The sequence below is a fragment of the Fulvivirga ulvae genome, assembly GCF_021389975.1.
GTDB classification, from domain to species: domain Bacteria; phylum Bacteroidota; class Bacteroidia; order Cytophagales; family Cyclobacteriaceae; genus Fulvivirga; species Fulvivirga ulvae.
In genome coordinates this window covers 4,088,171-4,105,055 of sequence record NZ_CP089981.1, presented here as the reverse complement: position 1 = coordinate 4,105,055, position 16,885 = coordinate 4,088,171, and the positions used below count along the sequence as shown (strand labels likewise).

The 16,885-nt window shown below is 43.7% G+C and carries 13 protein-coding genes and 1 riboswitch; of the genes, 7 read left to right on the top strand and 6 right to left on the bottom strand.

The window, feature by feature from the left end; translation table 11 throughout:
- Positions 1–8: 8 nt before the first annotated feature.
- Entirely contained in the window at positions 9–1,622 is a 1,614-nt protein-coding gene (locus LVD17_RS17575) for a class I SAM-dependent methyltransferase (RefSeq protein WP_233760322.1), read from the bottom strand.
- 242 nt (positions 1,623–1,864) lie between these two features.
- On the opposite strand from LVD17_RS17575, the gene LVD17_RS17570 reads away from it, so the two are divergent.
- The 5 genes from LVD17_RS17570 to LVD17_RS17550 all read left to right on the top strand — a co-directional run bounded on the left by LVD17_RS17570 (position 1,865) and on the right by LVD17_RS17550 (position 9,343).
- The gene (locus LVD17_RS17570; protein WP_233760321.1) at positions 1,865–2,503 is read left to right on the top strand and encodes a Type 1 glutamine amidotransferase-like domain-containing protein; all 639 of its coding nucleotides are present in this window, start codon (positions 1,865–1,867) and stop codon (positions 2,501–2,503) included.
- A gap of 140 nt (positions 2,504–2,643) precedes the next feature.
- Complete coding sequence (locus tag LVD17_RS17565; protein ID WP_233760320.1) at positions 2,644–3,081, top strand: VOC family protein; 438 nt, start codon at positions 2,644–2,646, stop codon at positions 3,079–3,081.
- A 494-nt stretch (positions 3,082–3,575) separates the two neighbouring features.
- A riboswitch (cobalamin riboswitch) is annotated at positions 3,576–3,780 on the top strand.
- A gap of 169 nt (positions 3,781–3,949) precedes the next feature.
- Positions 3,950–6,277: a 5-methyltetrahydropteroyltriglutamate--homocysteine S-methyltransferase gene (metE, locus tag LVD17_RS17560; RefSeq protein WP_233760319.1), complete on the top strand. Its 2,328-nt coding sequence runs from the start codon at positions 3,950–3,952 to the stop codon at positions 6,275–6,277.
- Between the two features lie 83 nt (positions 6,278–6,360).
- A complete protein-coding gene (locus tag LVD17_RS17555; RefSeq protein ID WP_233760318.1) occupies positions 6,361–6,591 on the top strand; it encodes a cysteine-rich CWC family protein in 231 nt (76 codons plus the stop codon).
- A 229-nt stretch (positions 6,592–6,820) separates the two neighbouring features.
- Positions 6,821–9,343: a caspase family protein gene (locus tag LVD17_RS17550; protein WP_233760317.1), complete on the top strand. Its 2,523-nt coding sequence runs from the start codon at positions 6,821–6,823 to the stop codon at positions 9,341–9,343.
- 156 nt (positions 9,344–9,499) lie between these two features.
- Here the strand turns inward: LVD17_RS17550 and LVD17_RS17545 are convergent, their stop codons facing one another.
- From LVD17_RS17545 to LVD17_RS17530, 4 genes are read right to left on the bottom strand one after another with little or no spacing between them, the layout of a single operon-like run.
- Complete coding sequence (locus LVD17_RS17545) at positions 9,500–10,744, bottom strand: NAD(P)/FAD-dependent oxidoreductase (RefSeq protein WP_233760316.1); 1,245 nt, start codon at positions 10,742–10,744, stop codon at positions 9,500–9,502.
- Positions 10,745–10,768: 24 nt separating this feature from the next.
- Positions 10,769–11,770: a 4-hydroxyproline epimerase gene (locus tag LVD17_RS17540; protein WP_233760315.1), complete on the bottom strand. Its 1,002-nt coding sequence runs from the start codon at positions 11,768–11,770 to the stop codon at positions 10,769–10,771.
- Positions 11,763–13,352, bottom strand: a complete 1,590-nt coding sequence (locus LVD17_RS17535) for an aldehyde dehydrogenase (NADP(+)) (RefSeq protein ID WP_233760314.1) — start codon at positions 13,350–13,352, stop codon at positions 11,763–11,765. The genes LVD17_RS17540 and LVD17_RS17535 overlap by 8 nt, the downstream gene beginning before the upstream one ends.
- Positions 13,353–13,362: 10 nt before the next feature.
- Positions 13,363–14,298, bottom strand: coding sequence for a dihydrodipicolinate synthase family protein (locus LVD17_RS17530; protein ID WP_233760313.1), 936 nt, complete (start codon positions 14,296–14,298; stop codon positions 13,363–13,365).
- 362 nt (positions 14,299–14,660) lie between these two features.
- Here LVD17_RS17530 and LVD17_RS17525 point away from each other — a divergent pair, with 362 nt between their 5' ends.
- Positions 14,661–15,239: a YceI family protein gene (locus tag LVD17_RS17525; protein ID WP_233760312.1), complete on the top strand. Its 579-nt coding sequence runs from the start codon at positions 14,661–14,663 to the stop codon at positions 15,237–15,239.
- A 5-nt stretch (positions 15,240–15,244) separates the two neighbouring features.
- Here LVD17_RS17525 and LVD17_RS17520 read toward each other — a convergent pair whose 3' ends face one another.
- Entirely contained in the window at positions 15,245–15,679 is a 435-nt protein-coding gene (locus tag LVD17_RS17520; protein WP_233760311.1) for a response regulator, read from the bottom strand.
- Between the two features lie 256 nt (positions 15,680–15,935).
- Between LVD17_RS17520 and LVD17_RS17515 the strand changes: the two genes are divergently transcribed.
- Positions 15,936–16,829 carry a hypothetical protein gene (locus LVD17_RS17515; protein WP_233760310.1) on the top strand — a complete coding sequence of 298 codons (894 nt, stop codon included), beginning with the start codon at positions 15,936–15,938 and terminating at the stop codon, positions 16,827–16,829.
- The last annotated feature ends 56 nt before the right edge of the window (positions 16,830–16,885 follow it).

Sequence of the window (16,885 nt, the reverse complement as noted above, 5' to 3'; positions counted from 1 at the left end):
GTATTCTGTCAGGCCTTGAACAGATTGATCGTCACTGTTGCCAATGCTGAGTCAGGGTACTTTCTGAATACCTCCTTGTCATGGGTAAGGCCTGCATCCTGAAGTACTTTGATAAACTCTTCGACCTCTACAATGTACTGGTCTGAGTAGCCGTGTGTAACATCGTACGCCGTGGCGGCTGTTTTACCCAGGTTCTCGGCTACCAGTTCAGGGCGGACTGTATGCAGTTCGATGAGCAGCAGGCCATATTGCTGCACATAAGGTGTCCATTTTTTAAAATGCTGTCTGAGAGACTCAGATACAAGGTTGTTATTCAACCTCCTGCCCTCACTGCAATACGCTCCGGTTGAGGTGCTGATCCGCAGGTTATCTTTCTTCTCCGGCTCCTCCCAAATACGGTTATGATCCAGAAAGGTGCGTACATTGAGTAAATCTTTCAGGTCAATATTGTAGGCCTCTTTCAGGTCAGAAGCTAGCACGTCCGGCTTACCGATATCTCCCCAAATGATCTTGGCCCAAATATCTGCCTGTATAAGGTTTGCCTTCGACACTTTCAGTGCAGCCTCATTATAGTCCACGCCGATCAACAGCAGGGGGTGTTCTTCGAGCACCCTGCCCCTGGAAGTCTGGTTTGCCACTACCCCGAATAGATGCTTCAAAAAGGCTCCGTTCCCACAGCCCATATCCAAAATTCCCTTCGGCTGTTCGTTGAGCGGTCTGTTGAATATCTCGATAATGATCTCGTCCACCACTTTAAAATAAGCGGCGTGGGCACCGCCACTCCCCCATACGTTCATTTCCCGGTCAACGTGCTTCTCATTCCCATTGGCATCCAGCCCTTTCAGTATAGTAGGGTCACCGAAAATAAGGTCGTTGAGCTTTCTGAGTGTGGGTATGTAAGAGACGGTAACTCCATAGGCGCTGGCCCGTCTGGCGAAAAACAGACCCTCCTCCGTAAATTCGTAAGTACCATTGATCTTGTTAAACCATTTTAGCTGGGTCAATATGTCCAGCAAGCGCCCGAACCCTTCTGCATCTTTGTGAAATTCCTCCGCCTTAAACCGGGTTTCCATAAAGTATTTATGAAACATGCCGCTCATACCCAGGTGAACCAGTGTAGGCCCGACTACTATCCCCTCAATGTGTGTCAGAATTTGTTGATGAACTTCCTCCTCCGTGACGGAAGCTGACGAAGATTGCTCATATTTATTCCCTAGTTTACTGAATATGTCTTCCAGCTTCAGAAAAGGCTCCATTTCAAATCGCCGGCTATGGTACTTTTCCGAAAGTATAAGCAGCTCTACAACATCTTTATACTTTGAAAAAAGTGTGAAAGCCGCTTCCGAGCGATCATTGGTTTCAAATGTAATGCTATCGGCTTCATTATCTATATGCTGTATGAGCCACCCCTGGGAGCACAAAGCCCTCAGCGCAACGTTCAGATATCCTTCATTAGCTTTAAATTGAGTGGCAATGGCGCGCAGGTCAGTCTTTTTTCTGGCCAGTAAAAAATCAGTTACGCCATGTGCTTTTAAAGCATATGCCGAGGGGGCAGTAACAATACCATCCAGATGCCGGAATATCCTGCTTCTGAGTACAGCCTGTTCTTTTTTTGATAGCATGATCTTCTTTAATAAAGTGAGAACTGTTTTGTTGGGAAATCAACCTGAATCGTGCGAACATTAGCTCAACAATAATTAAAATAGCAACTTTTCACACAGACGACAACGTCTTTTGCGAATCTTTTAAGGTTAATTTCAAACAGCATTTCTTCTTAGCCTCCCACAAAAATATTTAACTTCGACATGCCAGTTGGGATACTCAAAAACAAACACATGATAATCAAGACCATAAGCATTTCACATTGATAAGTAATATAAAACCAATATACCTGCTATCTGATAGTCAGCTGTTGTTTTCACGAGATACCACAGGACAGTATTTTCTGGCTTCTGTAAAAGACGATATCGGCAAAGTAAACATCAAAGCAGTCTACATCGGCTGGTCTAATGGCAATCAGCCTGAGTTTTACGAACTTTTTAAGGAAGGCATGAAGAACCTGCAAATAATGGATTGTAGGATGATTTCTTCTGAATTTACGGCAACCGACAAGCAAGACCTGCAACACGCTGACCTTATATTACTGGCCGGAGGTGATGTAATAGCGGGATGGGAAAGGTTATCAGAAACCGGAGCTGCCGGCATTATCAAAGAAAGATATGTGTCCGGGGCAGTTCTGATCGGCATATCAGCCGGTGCTATTCAATTAGGTGATCGGGTCCCCTTTGCAGCAGATAACGAGTCTGTAGAGATGATGAAGCTGGTGCCTTACATCATTGGTGCACATGATGAGGCCAATCAGTGGAGCGATCTGAAAAAGGCCGTGCATCTTTCAGGTACAGAAGGGATTGGCATTCCCTTTGGTACTGGTTTTAAATATTACTCAGACCAGCGTATTGAGATTATTAATAAGGATAAGGAGTTGTTTTACTATATAAGGTGATAGTTATAATAACAATTTGAACAGCAGATACCTACTGTTATATAAATTCCGCCGCTTTCGCCCCTGATCATTGGCGGATTTGCACACGCTGTCAGGTGGTTTATTCTTATATTTTTGCCTAAAACAAAATCAAAACAACCATGACAAAAATCAATCCCTATTTAAATTTCCCCGGTAATACGGAAGAGGCCTTCAACTTTTACCAATCTATTTTCGGAGGCGAATTCCTTGGTGGTATCATCCGGTTCGGCGATATGCCTATGGAGGGCCACGAGAACATGTCGGAAGAAGTTAAAAATAAAGTAATGCACATAGCGCTGCCCATCGGGGATGGCAATATGCTGATGGCCACTGATGCCTTGGAATCGATGGGACAGAAACTTTCGCAGGGCAACAATTTTTACATATCCGTATCGACCGACAGCAAAGATGAAGCACAGCGCATCTACGACAAACTTTCAGAAGGCGGTGCCATTGAAATGCCTATCGGTGATGTGCCCTGGGGTTCGTATTTCAGTATGTTTAAAGACAAGTTCGATGTACAGTGGATGGTAAGCTATGATTATCCAAAAGAGTAAGGAATATAAAAACACACCTTTCGTCCCGGTAGCAAAACCGGGACACCCCTCCTGCCGCCGACACCATACAGTGAACTTTCCTGATTAGAGCTCAAACACAAATCCAGCCCGGATAAGGGTGAAATTGCAATGAGGCAGTTTTATCTTATTTCGCTGGTAAGCTTACGTTGAGAGTTCTTGTTTTTCCGATTCACTCACTCCACTGGTTTTACGATTGATCACAATTTAGCTCTGAAGGTACGTATTGTAATCACCTCAAGAGGGATGGTAGTTATAGAAATATCTAAAATTCCAATATTACTTACCGTTTACCAGTCACCGATCACCATTTACTGTTCACCGTTCACTGTTCACCACTTACAAAAAGCTCCGGTTTCCGGACTTCCGACTTCGGACTTACTGAATACCAATTTGCCAACATTTTTAACCCCTCCTTTCCGGTTCTAAAAAATTTATTCCTAACTTTCCATTCAATAAGTTCTTTACTTGATTTCTTAATCAAAAACGGTAAGGGTTTTCGGTGAAAGCCGAAAATAATAGGGAATCGTGTGAAAATCACGAGCTGACGCGCAACTGTAATTCCGACCTCTTAAAGGGGTAGCGCTATTCTTGTTGACAAATGCCATTGTACTCAAAGCAGTATGAGAAGGCCGACAAGAATCGGAAAGCCAGGAGACCTGCCTTTATCGTCCTGTATATAACAGGATTTGACGATGCTTTCGCGATTTGAAGTATTAGCCAGAACAGATATTGATGCCACCTGGGTATAGGTGTGCACATACCTTTCTATCTATATTCATTAAAAGCATGGTGAAGTTGAGCTGAAGAGCTTTTAACTAATTATTCAAATTACTTAAAAGCTTAAGCTATGAAAACAAACAATTTGGGCTATCCGTCTATTGGAAGCCACCGTGAACTAAAAAAAGCCTGCGAGGCTTACTGGAAAGGCAAAATTTCGGTTGAAGAATTACTTGAAACCGGCAAAAACATCCGCACGCACAATTGGAAAATTCAAAAGAATGCAGGAATAGACCTGATCCCATCCGGTGACTTTTCTTTTTATGACCAGATATTGGATATGACTCTGACTGTTGGTGCCATTCCTGAACGATACAAGGAGCTAAAAAAAGACAATACAAAATCCAATCTGGATCTTTACTTTGCCATGGCCCGCGGTTATCAGCACGATGACCTGGATATTACTGCTATGGAAATGACTAAGTGGTTTGATACCAACTACCACTATATCGTGCCGGAATTCACTAATGACCAGCAGTTTTCACTTTCTTCAACAAAAATTTTTGATGAATACAAAGAAGCCAAAGCCAATGGCATAATTACCAAACCTGTAGTGCCTGGGCCCGTGTCTTACTTGCTACTCGGTAAAGAAAAGGAATCAGGGTTCCATAGGATAGAACTCATTGAGCAGCTGCTTCCTGTTTATCACGATATTTTCAGGCAGTTTACTGAATTAGGGGTGGAATATATTCAGGTAGATGAGCCTTACCTGGTAATGGATTTAACTGATAAAGAACGTGAGGCCCTTAAATATGCCTACCAGTCACTTAATGAGCAGTTTCCCCAGGTTAAGATCATACTAACCACCTACTTCGGAGACCTTGGTGACAATTTAGACCTGGCACTTTCATTACCCGTTGATACCCTGCATATCGATCTGATCCGCAGCCCTGAGCAACTGAACAACATCCTGAACTCGAAACAATTGCCTGTAAATCTCAATTTGTCATTAGGACTTGTGGATGGACGGAATATCTGGAAAAATGATTTCAGGCAATCCCTGGACACTATTCAAAAGGTGTCTGAAAAGATAGGAAAGGAGAGAATAACTATTGCCGCATCATGCTCGCTCCTGCACTCTCCATGTAATCTGGATCTTGAAAACGATAACGAGACTCTCTTACCGGAGCTAAAACAGTGGCTGGCATTTGCCAGACAGAAACTGGATGAAATCGTAATACTTAAAAACTTGTTGTCAGATGAAGTTGAAAATATTCACCTGCAGGAGTTTAATAGTAATGTCAATGCCATTAAAAGCAGGCAAACCTCAGAGTTGATCCATAATGAACAAGTTTCTCACAGACTCCATGCTGTTACCGAAAAAGACTTCAGGCGCAAGTCTGTGTTTCCGGAAAGAAAAGAGCTTCAGAACCAACTCCTTGAACTACCCCTCTTCCCTACTACCACCATTGGTTCATTTCCTCAGACTGCTGAGGTAAGGAAATGGCGGGCTGACTTTAAAAAGGGCAATGTAACCCAAAAGCAATATGATGCATTTCTAAAGCAGGAAATAGAGAAAGCCATCCGCTGGCAGGAAGATATAGAAATGGATGTATTGGTACACGGGGAGTTTGAGCGAAATGATATGGTGGAATACTTCGGCGAAAAGCTGGACGGCTTTGCTTTTACAAAGTATGGCTGGGTACAGAGCTATGGTTCAAGATGTGTAAAACCTCCCATTATTTACGGAGATGTTAAGCGTCCGGCGGCTATGACGGTTGAATGGACAGCCTATGCTCAAGCACTGACTGATAAGATTGTTAAAGGTATGCTAACGGGACCTGTTACCATTCTTCAGTGGTCATTTGTACGTAATGATCAGCCACGGGCCAAGACATGCCAGCAAATAGCACTGGCCATCAGAGATGAGGTTATAGACCTGGAAAAAGCAGGAATAGAAATAATACAGGTAGATGAACCTGCTATCCGTGAGGGGCTACCGTTGAGAAAATCTGACTGGACGGCTTATCTGGAGTGGGCTGTCGGCGCCTTCAGGCTGGCTACAAGTGGTGTGAATGATGGAACGCAGATCCACACCCATATGTGCTACTCAGAGTTTAATGACATTATCGAAAATATTGCAGCTATGGATGCCGATGTAATCACTATCGAGTGTTCACGTTCTCAGATGGAATTATTAGATGTCTTTGCCAGCTTTGAATATCCCAACGAAATCGGACCTGGGGTTTATGATATCCATTCGCCAAGGGTACCTTCCAGGGTTGAGATGCTGGCCTTGCTTGAAAAAGCAAAGAAAGTAATACCTGCAGAACGGCTTTGGGTAAACCCCGATTGTGGATTGAAAACACGTGACTGGAAAGAAACAAAAACTGCCCTGGTAGAAATGATAGCTGCCGCCAGGCAACTTCGGGAGCGTGTAAATGAAACTGTAGTCTAGGTTTTGTTTTTAAATGGAGTTAATTTTCTACTATTAATCCCATCCGGCAGGCCTTAAAAACCTGCCGGATATACTTGTTATGAATGAAGCATGAATTAAAATATTGTCCTCGGTGTAACGGCTCTTTTGAGTGCAAGGTAGGCTCCGTAGTACTATGCCAGTGCTCCACTGTAAAGTTGAGCCAGGAAGAGCGGAATTTCATCAATGATAAATATGAAGATTGCCTTTGTGCTGCCTGTATGGAAGCCCTGAGGGATGAATATAACCGGGAGAAATTTCAACTCAGACTCAAGAAAATAGGGTACGGTTTTTAAACAGATCTCTTCTCTACATTCTTTTTACCTTTTCAAAAAAACTCACCGTACAAATACAGATATGCAACGGCGGCTCTGCCAAACTGCCGATGGCTCATTTTACGGCAATGCTCCACCTTAACCGGGCCAGGTTGCCGGTAGCACCAAAAGCCGGCTCTACATATTTCAATATCCCTTTTCATTACCATTCATTTTTTATTAAATTGGCGAATCCATTTCGCCCCATTTTATGAGATCTATAGCTGCAATACTCCTTTTTATTTTATCCGCAATTTCATTGCAATTACATGCTCAGTCAAGCAATGAAAAAAGGCTGGCCCTGATTATTGGCAATGCTGAATATCAAAATGCCAATAAGCTTTTAAATCCTGTTAATGACGCCCGATCCATGAAAAAGGCTCTGACCGGTCTGGGCTTTGAGGTCATGCAATACGAAAATCTGACACAGCGTGAAATGAAGCAGGTAATAGATGAGTTTGGCCGTAAGCTGGAAGCCTATGACGTTGGACTGTTTTATTTTGCGGGCCATGGTATACAAGCTAATGGCAATAACTACCTCATTCCGGTAGAAACAAACCTTACCAATGAACAGCAGATAGAATACGACTGTGTGCGCGCTGACCGTGTTTTGGGATTAATGGAATATGCCAAAAGCAAAGTCAATATTGTAATTTTAGATGCCTGCCGTAACAATCCTTTCAAAAGAAGTTGGAGCCGCTCTGCCCAGGGAGAAGGCCTTGCCTTTATGAATGCCCCCAGTGGTTCTTTGATTGCCTATGCCACCGCTCCCGGAAAAACCGCCTCTGATGGTTCCGGCAGTAACGGACTTTATACCGAGGCTTTGCTGAAAAACCTTTTCACCCCTGACCTCACCATTTTACAGGTATTTCAGAATGTAAGAAAATCCGTGGTTGACCAGTCGGCCAGGCAACAGATCCCGTGGGAATCGACTTCTCTGATCGGAGACTTCTATTTTAATAAAACTCAGGCCGGAGCCAACGAGCAGGAACCCAAAAAGAAGCTGGTTGCCAAAGAAACCAGCGATGTAACCACTACATCAACATCATCCATAAACTCTCGGGCCATCTGGAAATCCGACGAAAAAACATGGCATTTGCTGGATAATAAAGTACAGATAGCTTCCCGCACCAAATATTCTTACGCAGATGACGACCTGTTGGCTTATGACCCTGAAACAGGAACTTCTTATTTGTTACCCGGCTATACGCACCTTACCGACAATGTATTCAGGCCTGCAGAGATCCTCTCTGAAAGGGATCAATACTTTTGGAGGTCTAAAGATCTTAGCTTTTATGTCTACGACAAAGGTACCAGCATCAGCACTGAAATAGTCCACTCCAAGTCTGATGATGATCTTCTGGTATATCATCCACTGACCAATGCCACACTGCTCCTGGAAAGATACTACCAGTTGCAGGACAATAAATTGCGCCCGGCAAGGATTATCTCCCAATCAGACAATATATTCTGGAAATCCAAAGACAATAAATACCTCTTTTTTATTAAGGGGGAGCAGGTAGCCAGTACTACTTCTTCCGCCGCGGTCAATAACGACCTGCTCGTTTATCATGAAAAAAACGGCTCCAGTTATATTTTAAAGAATTTTTATAACCTGCAGGATGATCAGCTTCGTTCTGCCATGCTCATCAGTGATCATAAAGATGTTTTCTGGTCAGCCTTCAATAACAAGTTCCACCTTTATGTCAAAGGCAAAGATGTATCTTCACAGGTTACCAATAAATGGTCTGGCAGCGACCTTGAAGTAAACTATGGCAACAACACTTATTTACTTAAAGACTTTGCCAGCCGCCAGGACAGGCAATTAAGAGAAGCTATCATCATGGAATCGGCAGGAAAAGTGGAGTGGAAAGCCGAAAATAACCTGTTTTATGTAAAGGACAACAATAAGGAAATCCAGCTACAGACTGTCTATGCCATGGCCGGTAACGACCTGCTGGTATACCATCCTGAAAAACAGAAAACATATCTTCTGGAAAATTACAGCCACCTTCAGGATAATCAATGGAGAAATGCCCGGTTGCTTTCCTCTTCGTCTGAGTCTGTATTCTGGATGTCTGAAGACAATGTGTATTGGCTTTATGTACAAGGAAAACAGGTAGCCCAGGAAACCACCAGTATTGCTGAAGGACGTAACCTGTTAATAACACACACCACTACTGGCTCAAAATATCGCCTCAAAAATTTTTATGACCTTCAGGATAAGCAAATACGTCCGGCCGAAGTCATAAGCTTTAATGCTTCGCCGATTACCAAAACAGATAATACAAAATCTACAGATAACTATGGCCCCTATACCCGTAAGGGCAACGTTACCTGGAGATCGAAAGACAACCTTTACTGGCTGTATGTTAATGGAGAACAGATAGCTAAAAGAACAAGAAGTGTATTTATTGACAGCGACCTCTTTGTCTATGACCCTACCGACAACCTTTCCTACCTGCTTGAAAGCTACAAAGAAAGACAGGATGACCAGGTCAGGTCGGCCACGATCTATGACACTTCGGATCAAACGTGGTGGCGGGCCAATGACGGCGGCTATTACATTTATGTAAAAGGTGAGCTCATCACTACAGCCACCAATGTACAATCTTATTGGGCAGACAGTGACCTTATAGTATACCACAAACCATCCGGAATCACTTATCGGCTGGAGGACTATAACACCAATAAAGACAATCAGCTCAGGCCGGCTTTTAAGGTAGTGGATTAGCGTTGGATAGCTTTAAAAAAGGAGGCCCGGGCAAACTTTGTCAGGTACGATCAATAACCTAAACACATATTATTTAACAATTTTTACCTCTCGATTCCAACAAGTTTGCCCTAAGCCAACCTAACCCCAGGATTTTAATTTCTTTAAAGTCATTTTTCAGTTATAGCGATCAGGGTTAAGTATCGCTATATCAATGTCTGTCTTTTGCCTGGATACTATCTGAGACACCAGTTTTCCGGTAATGGGTCCAAGGCTCATTCCCATCATAGAATGCCCGGTAGCAGCTATCAGGTTGTCATAATGCTTAAACCTGCCGACATAGGGAAGCCCGTCCGGAGAGCAGGGCCTTAGCCCCACCCAAACATCAGATTTTTGAAAATCGGTATCCTTAAATTGCGGATAATAGCTTGGTATAGATTTATAAATACCTCCCACCCTTTTGTTATTAACGGTCCGGTCCGTTCCGTTAAGCTCCATAGTTCCGCCAAACCTGATGGCCCCGTTCATAGGCGTTACAGAGACCCGCGCCTCAGACAGCAAGGCACAAATACCGGGATATATCGGGGGATTATCCAGCATAACGCTGTACCCTTTACCTCCCTGCATAGGTATGTTTACCCTCAGTGCCTTTAACAATTCGGACGACCAGGCTCCCGCTGCAACTATAAATTCATCAGCCCTTATGAGCTCGTCAGAAACCTGTAGAGCCGTTATCCTGCTCCCGCGCATATCGATTCCTGTAACCTTTTTTGATACAAATGTTACACCCATTATCTCAAGAAGAGCTCTCATGCCCGACATGAACAGGCCGGGAACCATATATGCGTCCATTGGAAAGTACACTCCTCCTTCCACGTCCATCTCCACACCATCTTCCATATTCATAAGCTCCGCGGCAGATAGTGTTTCTGCTTTCATTCCAAACTGCCTTGCCTGCTCTGCCACGGCACTTTCTTCTTTTAGCGCGTGACTGGTTTTGCAAAGCATGAAAAGGCCTTTGGTTTGTAATGAGAAATTAAGGGATTCCTCGTCAGCCAGTTGAAGGTAAAGATTGCGGCTCTCCATATTCATTTCTTTGAGAACATGCATTGCCTTTTGCACATTCGCCGGTGTAGCGGCTTTGTAAAATTTCCAGCCCCATGAAACCAGATCTTTGCTAAAGCGTGGCTTAATATGGAATGGGCTGTCAGCTTTTAGCATCCACTTCAACCCCATCATCACCATACCGGGCGCAGCCAGCGGAATGAAATGGCTTGGCACTATCATTCCGGCATTGCCATAAGAGCAGCCTGCTTTTTGATCGTCATCGCTGACTATCGTAACCTCATACCCCAACCCGGACAGATAATAGGCAGAGCTGAGACCTACTACACCTCCACCAATAATGGCAACCTTTTTCATCTTCTTATCATTAATTTACCATCATTAAATCACTTGAAAGCCTGCAGAATACGGATCATCATCATCTACAATGATATTGTTATAACCATAAACCATGGCCCAGCCTTCCACACTCGGAATAATGCCCTTTTTACCCGCCACAATAACTTCGTCCTCAATCCGGCCTGTAAATTTTGAACCGATGATACTCTCATGGATAAAAGGCTGGCCCTTTTTTAACCACCCTTTGGCATACCACTGGGCCATTCTTGCCGATGTACCCGTACCGCAAGGAGAACGGTCTATAGCTTTATCGCCATAAAAAACTGCATTTCTGGCCGTTGATTCCTCAGACAGCGTATCCCCCGTCCATAAAATATGGCTAAGCCCGGAGATTGTCGGGTTATCCGGATGTTCAAATTTGAAATTGTTATTAATATTCTCCCGCAACTTTCTGCTCCATTGGATCAGTTGCTCTGCCGAATAGGCCTGTACCCCCTTAAAATTTTCCTGAGGGTCTACAATCGCATAGAAATTTCCCCCGTATGACACATCAACCTTCAACTCTCCCAGATCCGGACAGGCAGCTATAATGCCCTCGGCCTCCAGAAAGGACGCCACATTGGTCAGCTTTACGGATTTAACCTTTTTACCTTCCCGGATATAGCTTACCAGCACCAGGCCGGCCGGGGTTTCAAGGCGAAGCTGCCCGGGTACTTTTGGAGTAACCAGCCCCTCTTCAATAGCTATAGTAACAGTACCTATGGTACCATGACCACACATGGGAAGACAACCGGAAGTCTCTATAAACAGGACGCCCGCATCATTAGCCGGGTCTGCCGGAGGGTACAATATACTCCCTGACATCATATCATGTCCTCGTGGTTCAAACATGAGGCTTTTCCTGATCCAGTCATATTCCTGAAGGAAATGTTGTCTTTTTTCGCTCATGCTGGCACCTTCCAGGTGCGGCCCTCCACCAGCCACCACCCTTACCGGATTGCCGCAGGTGTGGGCATCTACACAAAAAAACGTTTTTCTAGCCATTAATAGCGTCCCTTGTTAATTCTCCATTCACCTTTCTCCATATACCCAACGGATTGCTGTTCTTCAGTGCATCCGGCAAAGCCTCTTCCGGAAATCCCTGGATAGCCAAAGGCCTTACAAAACGTTTAATGGCATCTGTACCTACGGAAGTAAACCTACTATCCGTTGAAGAAGGGAACGGGCCTCCATGCTGCATGGCATGGCATACTTCGACGCCCGTCGGCACGCCGTTAAACAATACTCTTCCTGCTATTTTTGATGCTGCCTCTACAATATCATGATGACCTTTCAGTTCATCAGGCTCAGCCATAATAGTGGATGTGAGTTGCCCTTTGGCACTTTGAATCACTTCCAGCAATTGCTCTTTGTCAGTGCATCTGACCACCAGTGAAAATGGCCCAAACACTTCTTCATGGAGGCTGGGGTTGCTTAGAAAATCTTCGCCCGAAACCAGCGCTATAGCTGCTGTGCCAAGATGGTTGCCTTCCTGCTCCGTTGCCGCTCCCAGGAGTGTTACACCGTTTTGTTCAAGTACCTTGGCCTTTCCGCTTTGATAGCTCTTCCAAATGCCTTCATTAAGCATGGTAGCCGGAGCTATGTTCCGGATTTCTTTGGCCAGTTCCTCAAGAAAGGTGTTCAGGTCCTCTCCGGCGATACCCAACAGAAGGCCCGGGTTAGTACAGAATTGCCCAACTCCCAGGGTGATTGATCCTGCGTATTGTTTGGCTGTTTCCTTTGCAGAGTTCTTTAGTTTCCCGGGAAGTAGAATCACCGGATTCACGCTGCCCATTTCTGCAAAAACAGGAATAGGCTCTTCTCTTTGGGCTGCTGCCTTATATAATGCCATTCCACCGGTGTAGGAACCTGTAAAACCAACTGACTTGACAACGGGATGCATTACCAGTTTCTGCCCCAGAGAAGAGCCTCTGCCGTTCAGGCTTGAAAAAACGCCATCGGGCATTCCTGTATTTTTAGCTGCTTCGGCGATTGCCCGGGCTACCAGCTCATTGGTACCCAGGTGAGACATATGCGCTTTAACAATCACCGGATTACCGGCAGCCAGTGCCGATGCAGTATCTCCACCTGCCGTAGAGAATGCCAATGGAAAGTTACTGGCGGCAAATACCACAACAGGCCCTACGGGTACAAGCATTTTCCTGATGTCTGGCTTAGGTAGCGGCTCTCTGTCAGGCTGGGCCGTTTCTATAGTAGCATCAACCCAGGAGCCTTCTCGCAACAACTGGGCAAATAACCTCAACTGCCCTACAGTTCTTCCGCGCTCTCCTATAATCCGGGCTTCCGGCAGGCCACTTTCTTTTACAGCCGTTTGAACAAGTACATTATCAAGAGCAAGTATTTCGTCCGCTATAGCCTCCAGAAAATCGGCTCTTCTGTTTCCTGAGAAGTGCTTATACACTCCGAAAGCTTCGGAAGCTTTTTGCAGGGTTTCCTCAATTTCTTCATTGGTGGCCATATAAAACTTCTCCATAGGCCTGGCATCCTTCGGGTCAAATGAGGTAACAAACTCATCTGATGCTGCAGATAAACTGAATCCGATAATGTTCTTTCCTTGTACTACCATGCTTCTTTTTTTAAATCGTGTTCATTATTTTTTCAATATTAAAATAGTCGGGCAGCTCAGGCCTTGTATTCAAGCCGTCTTCAATAATCTTCACTACCCTGTCCCGCTCCATTCCATTAAGAGGCATACGCGGCAATCTCACTTCTTCTGTTCCCAATCCTGCCATGGTTTCGGCAAGCTTAATATTCTGTACCAGCTGAGGGTTAATATCCAACTCCAGCAAAGGCAGGAACCACCTGTATATTTTAAGTGCCTCTTCATGATAACCGGCTTTTTGCAAACGATATATAGCTACCGTTTCTCTCGGGAAGGCACATACAAGACCTGCCACCCAGCCGTCAGCACCCATGCAAAGGCTTTCCAATGCAAGTGTGTCAACGCCAGACAAGATCTTATACCTGTCTCCAAAACGGTTGATCATTCTGGTAACATTACTGATGTCCCTGGTGGATTCTTTAACAGCCTGAATGTTGGCCTCTGAAGCCAGCTCTTCAAACATATCCATGGTCACTTCAATTTTATAATCAACAGGGTTGTTATAGATCATAATTGGCAAGTCTGTAGATTGTGCTACAGCTTTGAAGTACTCCACGGTTTCCTGGTCTGTAGCTTTATACCTCATAGGTGGCAACATCATGAGACCGCTGGCTCCGTTTTCCTTAGCTTTGGCAGCTGCACGTATAGCTAATGTGGTGCTTTGCTCTGCAATATTCAAAATTACAGGCACTCTGCTACCTACGATGGATACCGTACGCCTGGTCAGTTCATATTTTTCATCGTCGCTGAGAGAGCTGGCCTCTCCAAGAGTACCTCCCAAAATAATACCATCAACACCCGCATCAAGTTGGGCCTCAATATTCTTTTCAAACCACCACCAGTCCAGTTGATCGTCTTTAGTAAATTTAGTTGTCACTGCGGGAAATACCCCTTGCCATTGAAAGTTCATACGGTAAAATTTTAAGTTCTTTTTTTCAGGAGCCAAATTAGCACAATGACAAATCGAAAGTTTTCACTATCTGACCCTATTATAATACTATTTTAACATGTTTAGCTAAACAGATCCTGAAATAACGGTTAGATAGTATTCATCAGTAGGCCAGCCCGCTATTTACCGGCATCTACATTGATGATTACGGCTTACGGGCTACCGGTGATTTGCAGAAACACTACTTGGCCTATTGCTTTTACCAATTACCAACTGGCCAACACCGGTTACCAGCTGCCAATGAGCACCCCGTCATCTATAGGTACTTTGATAAAATTTTACTATATTATAAGTGCTATCGGAACCCTTAAAACACGCTTCCTATGAAGAAAACATGTATAATATTGATCATCAGCTTTATAAGCTCAGTGAGTTTGGCCCAAACCACCTGGGTTATTGATCCTACGCATTCGTCTGTTCAATTTGACGTTTCGCATCTGGCTGTATCGTCGGTAACGGGCTTCTTCACATCATACGCCGGAACGCTGACCGCTAAGAAAAGTGGCTTTGAAGATGCCAAGATTAATGCCACCATTGAAGTTGCCAGTATTACTACGCACAACATGGAAAGGGATAAGCACCTGAAGGAAGATGATTTCTTCAATGCCGAAAAGTATCCTGAGATTAAATTTGAAAGCACAAGCTTCAAAAAGGTCTCGGATAACAATTTCCTGATCGAGGGAAACCTGACCATTAGGGATGTTACCAAACCCGTAACCCTGGAAGCTGAATTTGGTGGTATTGTATCTATAAATAATAAAAAGAAGGCCGGGTTTACTGCCACCGGCACTATAGACCGCTTCGAGTATGGACTAAAATGGGATGATGTACTTGATAACGGCGGACTAATAGTAGGTGAAAAGGTGGATATAATATTAAAAATGGAGTTGGTAAAACAATAGCCGCTTCAGGTACTGGGCTGGTTTTCCAGCAACACTCTGATCTGCTCTAACTTCTGGTCGTTAAGGGGTTTGGAAAGGAATTTTATTACATCCGCATTTACTTCTATCTTTTCTTTGTCCCGCATATTGTCAGAGCTGGTTAGTACAATGACGGAAGCCTTATTTCGGACATGATCCGGAAATGTTGAAAACTCGTAGAGGAACCTGAACCCATCAATCAATGGCATATTCAGGTCAAGGAATATAAGGTCAGGGATATCTGCTTCAGTAGCGGAAAGCAGGTATTCCAAAGCTTCCCTTCCAGAGTGGTACGTAATTATCCTTCTGGTAAAACGGCAAAGCTCTATTACCTTTTGATTAATAAATAAATCTATTTCATTGTCATCTATCAGCATGACAATATCAGCGCACTCTCTATTCATCTGTCCCGCAGAACTCATTAGCTCAAAAAATGATTAGCTATAATAGTTATTCACTGGCGTGAAAACAATGTACAGTGCGAATAATTTTCACTCTTTAATAAAACTTTTTAAAATATTATCAAAATTATACCAAAACAAATCCATCGCAGCGCCATCTCAAGTCTTCATTATCAATAATTTCTATGCGAAACAGTCATCAAAAAATGAATCTTTATGTTTTATTCGCAAAAAAAATATCTTAAAATTGGAGAATCATAATTTAACCATGAAAACTATGACTTATAAATCTATAGGATCAATCTGTTTATCCTTCCTTTTACTTTTTGGCATGTTTGCCTGTGGTTCAAAAACAAATGAGGAACAAACTGATTCCTCTGAAGAGTTTGAGCAGGCCGAAAATGACTTGAAAGAGCAGATACAGGAAGTGATTTACGAAATACCTTCTCCTTCAGAAATACCCTTCCTTTTGGAGGCTACCGGCGCTGAATTTAACCAGTCATTGATCAATGACAACACTAAGGCCGACCAGTATGCTTCCCGAAACGATAAAGCCGCTCTGAACCTTGGTGTTTATGCAGCAGACATAGGCTATCTGGTTTCATATGATAAAGTGCAGGAAGCACTTACATACATGAGCTCAGCCAAAAAACTTGGTGATAATCTGGGAGTTACTGGTGCATTTGACGCTGAACTGATCAGAAGATTCGAAAGTAACCTATCCAGGAAAGATTCATTATCTTATCTTTTGAATGAAACTATCAACAAAACCGAGTCATACCTTAAAGATGATGACCGTAACAAGCTTGCAGCCCTGATCATTACAGGAAGCTTTGTTGAAGGACTTTATATTTCAACTGCGCTGATCAAAACTTATCCAAAAGACATTCTGCCTGATGACAGCAGAAACCTTGTTTTAACTCCGCTTATCAGAGTAGTACTTGAGCAGGAAAAATCGCTTGACGATCTGGTTGAAATGCTGGGTACTGTTGAGAACACAGCTCCCATTGACACTCTTCTGAAAGACCTGCGCGAGTTGCAAAAAGATTATGATGCGCTAAATATTGAAGAACAAATACAAAATCAGCGTGCTGACCTGGTACTGACAGATAAAACTTTAGGAAACATTACTTCTAAAGTATCTGCTATCAGAGGCTCTATTGTTGAATAAGTACAAGGCGTTAAAGATGATACGGAGGGGATTGAATTTAATTCAATCCCTTTTTT